The sequence below is a fragment of the Amycolatopsis sp. NPDC005003 genome, from assembly GCF_053600695.1.
Window position 1 is genome coordinate 1 of the sequence record NZ_JBSGAI010000108.1, and the last position, 5,278, is coordinate 5,278.

Consider the following 5,278-nt stretch of genomic DNA (forward strand, 5'->3'; position numbering starts at 1 on the left):
CGTCCGCGGCGTGGTAGGGCAGGCCGGTCCGCTCGGCGATCCGGGCCGCGAGCGTCGACTTGCCCGAACCGGTCACCCCGACGATGACGATGCGGCTAACCCGAATTACCACTCACGACCAGTCTCACCCATCCCGAGTGGACAAGCGGGCGTAAGCCAGCGAAAGCCCGATCACGATGTAGCAAGCCGCGCGCAGGGCTCCTTCGCCCAGCATCTGCGTGCCCATCGGGTCCTGCAGGACCTCCGCCGGCGCCATCGACCAGTTCTGCGTCAACAGGAACGGGTGCAGCCAGTCCAGCGACGTCAGGAACCCGAGGATGGTGAACACGATGTCGCCCGCCAGCACCGAAGCCACCACCAGCATCGGGTGCTCCGTCCAGCTGGAGATGGCCAGCGCCACCGCGCCGACCGCCCACAGCTGCAGCACCACCCAGCCCGCCACAAGCAGGATCCGCGCCAGCGCGCCGCCGAGGGACAACGTCGTGCCCGACAGCGTGAACAGCGAATCCGTGCCGTTGATGATCAGGCCCGTCACCACGCCCGTCACGCACATCGCCAGCACCGAGACCACCGAAACCGTCGCGACGCCGAACGCCTTGACCGCCAGCAGGCGACCCCGCCCGACGGGCGCGATCAGCCAGCCGCGCAGTGTTCCGTGGGACGTCTCGCCCGCGATCGCGTCGGCGCCCGCCATGGCCGAGGCCAGCGGCAGCAGCAGCGCCAGCGACATCACGATCGCCGCGATCGGCAGCACGAACGCGTTGTTGACCGCCGACGCCAGCAGCGCTCCGCCGCCGTCGTTCGGGCCGCCGCCCGAGGAAGCCGTGTCGTCCACCAGCGTCAGGCCGATGCCGATCACCACCGGGATCAGCGCCAGCAACCCCAGCACGGCCAACGTCCGCGGCCGCCGGAAGATCCACCGCAGCTCCGCGGCCAGCAGCCGCGGCAACGGCACCGTGTCGTGGCCCGTGCGGGCCGCCGGTGCCTCCAGGACCGCTGTCATTCCGCCCCCTCCGTCAGCCGCGCGAACAGGTCTTCCAGGCCGGTGCGGGCCCGCGTCGCCTCGTGGACCGCGACCCCCGCGCCCACCAGGACCTGCAGCACCCGCGGCGCCTCGGCCGCGGTGAGGTCGGCCCGGACGCCGTCCGGCGTGAGCCGGGCGCCGATCCGGTTCTCCCGCAGCACCTCCACCGCCTGTTCCGCGTCCGGCGTGCGGACCAGCAGGGCCGCGTTCCCGGACTCCAGCAGCTCCGCCAGCTCGCCCTGCGCGACGACGTTCCCGCTCTGCAGCACGGCGACGTGCGTGCAGGTCGCTTCGACCTCGGCCAGCAGGTGCGACGACACCAGCACGGTGACGCCCTCGGCGTGCAGCTCGGCGACGATCCTGCGGATCTCCCTGGTACCAGCAGGGTCGAGGCCGTTGGTCGGCTCGTCGAGCACGACCATCTTCCGCGGCACCAGCAACGCCGAAGCGAGCCCGAGCCGCTGCTTCATGCCGAGCGAATACCCCTTGTACCGCCGCCGCGCCGCGCCGGTCAGGCCGACGCGCTCCAGCGCCGAGTCGACCGCCGCCGGAATCCCGGCCGAGGACAGCCGCGGTTCCGCCGCGGCGAAACGCAGCAGGTTGTCGCGCCCGGACAGGAACGGGTGGAAGCCCGGCCCCTCGACCAGCGCGCCGACGTCGGGCAGCGCGTGCGCGGCGGCGTCCGGCATCGGACGGCCGAGCAGCTCGACCTCGCCCTCGGTCGGCCGGACCAGCCCGAGCAGCATCCGGATGGTCGTCGTCTTGCCCGAGCCGTTCGGCCCGAGCATCCCGACCACCGCGCCCGCGGGGATGTCGAGGTCGACGTGGTCGACCGCGACCGTGCTGCCGTAGACCTTGCGCAAGCCCCGGGTCCGCGCGGCGAGCGGGACCGCCGGGGCGGAGGCCTCCGAAGAAACCTCCGCCCCGGACTGGAGAGCCGTGCTGGTCACTTCTGACCCAGCGCTTCGTACAGAACCTGCTCCGGCACCGCACCGGCGGCGAACCGGCCGTCGTCGGTCAGCACCGCGCTGCCCACCTTCGTGGTGAAGAGGTAGCCGCTGCCCCAGGTGCCGTTGACCTTCTTGCCGAACCGCTCGAGCAGCGCCTTCGGGTCCGCGTTGGCACCGCGGCCCTCACGACCCTGCTGCTTCGGCGCCGCGTTCAGCGCGTCCGCCGGAACCTTGCCGGTGACGACGGTGTCCCAGCCGTCGCCGACGACCTTGACGTCCTGCTTGGCCTGCTCGGCCAGGTCCTTGGCGTGCTGGTCGATCTGCGGCGTCTTCTCCTGCACCTTGGCGCCCTTCGGCGGGGTGAAGGTGAAGAGGTCGGCGGGCTGCTGGGTGAACTCGATCTCGGTGAACGCGACCTCCAGCGCCGGCGTCGCCGTGCCGTTGCTCAGCACCGACACCCGCAGCGGCATCCGCGTCTGCGAGTCGACCGCGACGCGGATCTCGCGCAGCAGCGTCCGCTCGGTCGGCTTCGGCGTCAGGACCAGCTCGTAGGCCGAGCGGCCGGCGACGGACGCGGTGCCGTCGACCGACACCGTGCTGCTCTCGCGGACCTTCGCCAGCAGCTCGGTCGACGCCGCCAGCGGGTCGGCCGTCTTGTCGCTGCCCGCGCCCTTGCGCTGGGCCACGTCGGCCGGAACGGTCAGCTTGGTCGCGGTGTTCGTCTTGGAGCTGTAGTCCCAGACGGTGGTGCCGTCGTGGACCACGGTCTCCTGGCTCGCGCCCTGCGTGACGGCCAGCCGGCTCTTGCCCGCGCCGTCGGTGAAGATGTGGGCGGAGTCCATGTTCAGCGCCTGCGCGCCCGGCACCGCGTTCCCCACCGCGGGCAGGCCCAGGTCGTTGCTCACCTTCAGCGTGCCGTCGAACGCGCCCGGCTTCGCCTTGACCACCGACTGCACCAGGTCCTCGGCGCTCACCTGCGGCAGCGCCGGCTTGTCGTCGGCACTGGCCGGCATCGCGACGAACGCGAGCCCGCCGGCACCGAGCGCGGTGCCGAGGACAGCGGCCGTGATGCCCTTCGTCTTCGGTTTCATGCGTCTCTCCCTGTGGTGTTCCCGGACTCGAGTGTGCCCGGCTCCCTGGCCACGACGCTTCCCTCTCGAGGCTGAGATACCCCTGAAGGTTCCCTCTCCGACACTGAGATCGTGCTGAGAGCTGGCGCACGACCTGCGGAAACCGGCCATGATGAGTCTCGTGAAACCTCGGATGCTGGTGGTCGACGACGAACCGGGCGTGCGGAAGGCACTGCAGCGCGGGCTGCGCGCGGAGGACATGGACGTGGTCACGGCCGCGGACGGGCCCACCGGCCTGCAGCTGGCGAGCACGGGCTCCTTCGACGTCATCCTGCTCGACATCATGCTGCCGGGCCTGTCCGGCTACCGCGTGCTGGAACGGCTGCGCAAGGACGGCGTCACGACGCCGGTGCTGCTCGTCTCGGCCAAGGACGGCGAGATCGACCAGGCCGACGGCCTCGACCTCGGCGCCGACGGCTACCTCGTCAAGCCGTTCTCGTTCGTGGTGCTGGTCGCCCAGGTCCGCGCGGTGCTGCGCCGGGCCGGGCCGGAGGCCGGCCGCGGCACGCTGCGGCTCGGCGCGCTGGCCGTCGACCGCGGGCTGCGGCAGGTGCACTGGCACGACGAAGAGGTCGGGCTGAGCCCGCGGGAGTTCGCGCTGCTGGAGGTGCTCGTCGGCCGGGCGGGCACGGTCGTCACCAAGGACGAGCTGTTGCGCGCGGTGTGGGGCGAGGAGCAGGCGGTGACCCGCAACCTCGTCGAGGTCTACGTCGGGTACGTGCGCCGCAAGCTCGACGCCGTCGGGGCCGGCGCGCTGCTGCGGACCGTGCGGGGGCATGGCTACCTGGCGTCCGACGCGCAGCTCGACGAGGTCATCACGCCGTGACCTCCTGGTGGCGGGGCCGGACCCTGCAGGTCCGGATCACCGTGCTGGCCGCGACGATCACCCTGGTCTGCCTGCTCGGGCTGGCGGCGCTGGCCGCGTCGAACCTCTCCCCGCTGCTCATCGGCTCGGTCGACCGCGAGCTCTCGTCCGCGCTCGGCCCGGCCGGCGCCGAGGTGAGCGCCGGGCGGCCGCTGTCGGGCGCGGCACCGGTGACGTTGCGGGTGCTGGACATCGCGGGCACGCCGGTGGACGGCGGCACCCCGACGGGGCTGGCGCCTGCCGACGTTTCGACGCTCAAGGCGGGGCAGCCGGTGCAGCGCGACGGCGCGCGGTACCTCGGCACGGTCGTCAGCGCGCCGGACGGGGCACAGCGGCTGGTCGTCGCCGGGGCCGGCCTGGTCGGGTTCGCCGCCGCGGTGCACTACGGCGGGGTGTGGCTGGTGGTCGTCGCGGCGGCCGGCGCGCTGGTCGCGGGCTTCGCGACGTGGCTGGTGGTGCGCCTGTCGCTGCGGCCGGTCGCGCGCATGCGGGGTTCGGTGCGGTCGCTGCCCCCGGGGGCGCGGCTGGCGTTGCCGGACTCGCACGACGAGCTGCGAGCGCTGGCGGAGGAGTTCAACGCGCTGCTGGAACGGCAGGAGCAGGCGGCCGAGCGGCTCCGGCGCTTCACCGGCGACGCGGCGCACGAGCTGCGGTCACCGGTCGCGTCGATCCGGGTGCAGGCCGAGGTGGCGGTGACCAACCCGGATCCGGAGCTGGCGCAGGAAACGCTGTCGGACATCTTGACCGAGGCCGAGCGGCTGTCGTCGCTGCTGGACGGCCTGCTGTCCCTGGCCCGGTCGGACGCGGGGGAGGTGCCACCGGCCGCGCCGGTCGAGCTGGTGAGCGAGGTGCGTTCGGCGGTGGCCCGGCTGCCGGCGGGCGCACCGGAGACGCGGGTGAGCACGGCGGTCGCGCAGGCGTGGGCGTCTTCGGCGCACGCGGAGGTGGAGCTGGTGCTGGACAACCTGCTGCGCAACGCGTGCCGATACGCGCGTGGGCAGATCGTGGTGTCGGTGCTGGCGTCGCGGTCTTCGGTGCGGGTCGTGGTCGACGACGACGGCCCGGGGATCGCGCCGGAGCACCGGGAGAAGGTGTTCGACCGGTTCTACCGGATCGCGGACGACCGGGCCCGCTCGTCGGGCGGCACGGGCCTGGGGCTGGCGATGGTCGCGGAGACGGTCCGGCGCCGGGGAGGGCGGGTCCAGGTGAGCGAGTCCCCGGACGGCGGCGCCCGGTTCGTGGTCGTCTGGCGCGCGGCCGGCCCGGGGTCGTGAGTGGTAATTCGGGTTCTAACCCGAATTACCACTCA

General features: G+C 72.9%; 5 protein-coding genes. 2 read left to right on the forward strand and 3 right to left on the reverse strand.

What is annotated here, in order from left to right; translation table 11 throughout:
* Positions 1 to 124 precede the first annotated feature (124 nt).
* From ACWED2_RS48220 to ACWED2_RS48230, 3 genes are read right to left on the reverse strand one after another with little or no spacing between them, the layout of a single operon-like run.
* Entirely contained in the window at positions 125 to 1,003 is an 879-nt protein-coding gene (locus ACWED2_RS48220) for an ABC transporter permease (protein WP_449697224.1), read from the reverse strand.
* Positions 1,000 to 1,974, reverse strand: coding sequence for an ABC transporter ATP-binding protein (locus tag ACWED2_RS48225; RefSeq protein ID WP_449697225.1), 975 nt, complete (start codon positions 1,972 to 1,974; stop codon positions 1,000 to 1,002). Before ACWED2_RS48225 ends, ACWED2_RS48220 begins: the two co-directional genes overlap by 4 nt.
* Positions 1,971 to 3,065 (reverse strand): LolA family protein, encoded by a 1,095-nt coding sequence (locus ACWED2_RS48230; RefSeq protein ID WP_449697226.1) that lies wholly within the window; start codon positions 3,063 to 3,065, stop codon positions 1,971 to 1,973. The genes ACWED2_RS48225 and ACWED2_RS48230 overlap by 4 nt, the downstream gene beginning before the upstream one ends.
* Positions 3,066 to 3,213: 148 nt before the next feature.
* Between ACWED2_RS48230 and ACWED2_RS48235 the strand changes: the two genes are divergently transcribed.
* Positions 3,214 to 3,930: a response regulator transcription factor gene (locus tag ACWED2_RS48235; protein ID WP_449697227.1), complete on the forward strand. Its 717-nt coding sequence runs from the start codon at positions 3,214 to 3,216 to the stop codon at positions 3,928 to 3,930.
* A complete protein-coding gene (locus ACWED2_RS48240) occupies positions 3,927 to 5,243 on the forward strand; it encodes a sensor histidine kinase (protein ID WP_449697228.1) in 1,317 nt (438 codons plus the stop codon). Before ACWED2_RS48235 ends, ACWED2_RS48240 begins: the two co-directional genes overlap by 4 nt.
* Positions 5,244 to 5,278 lie beyond the last annotated feature (35 nt).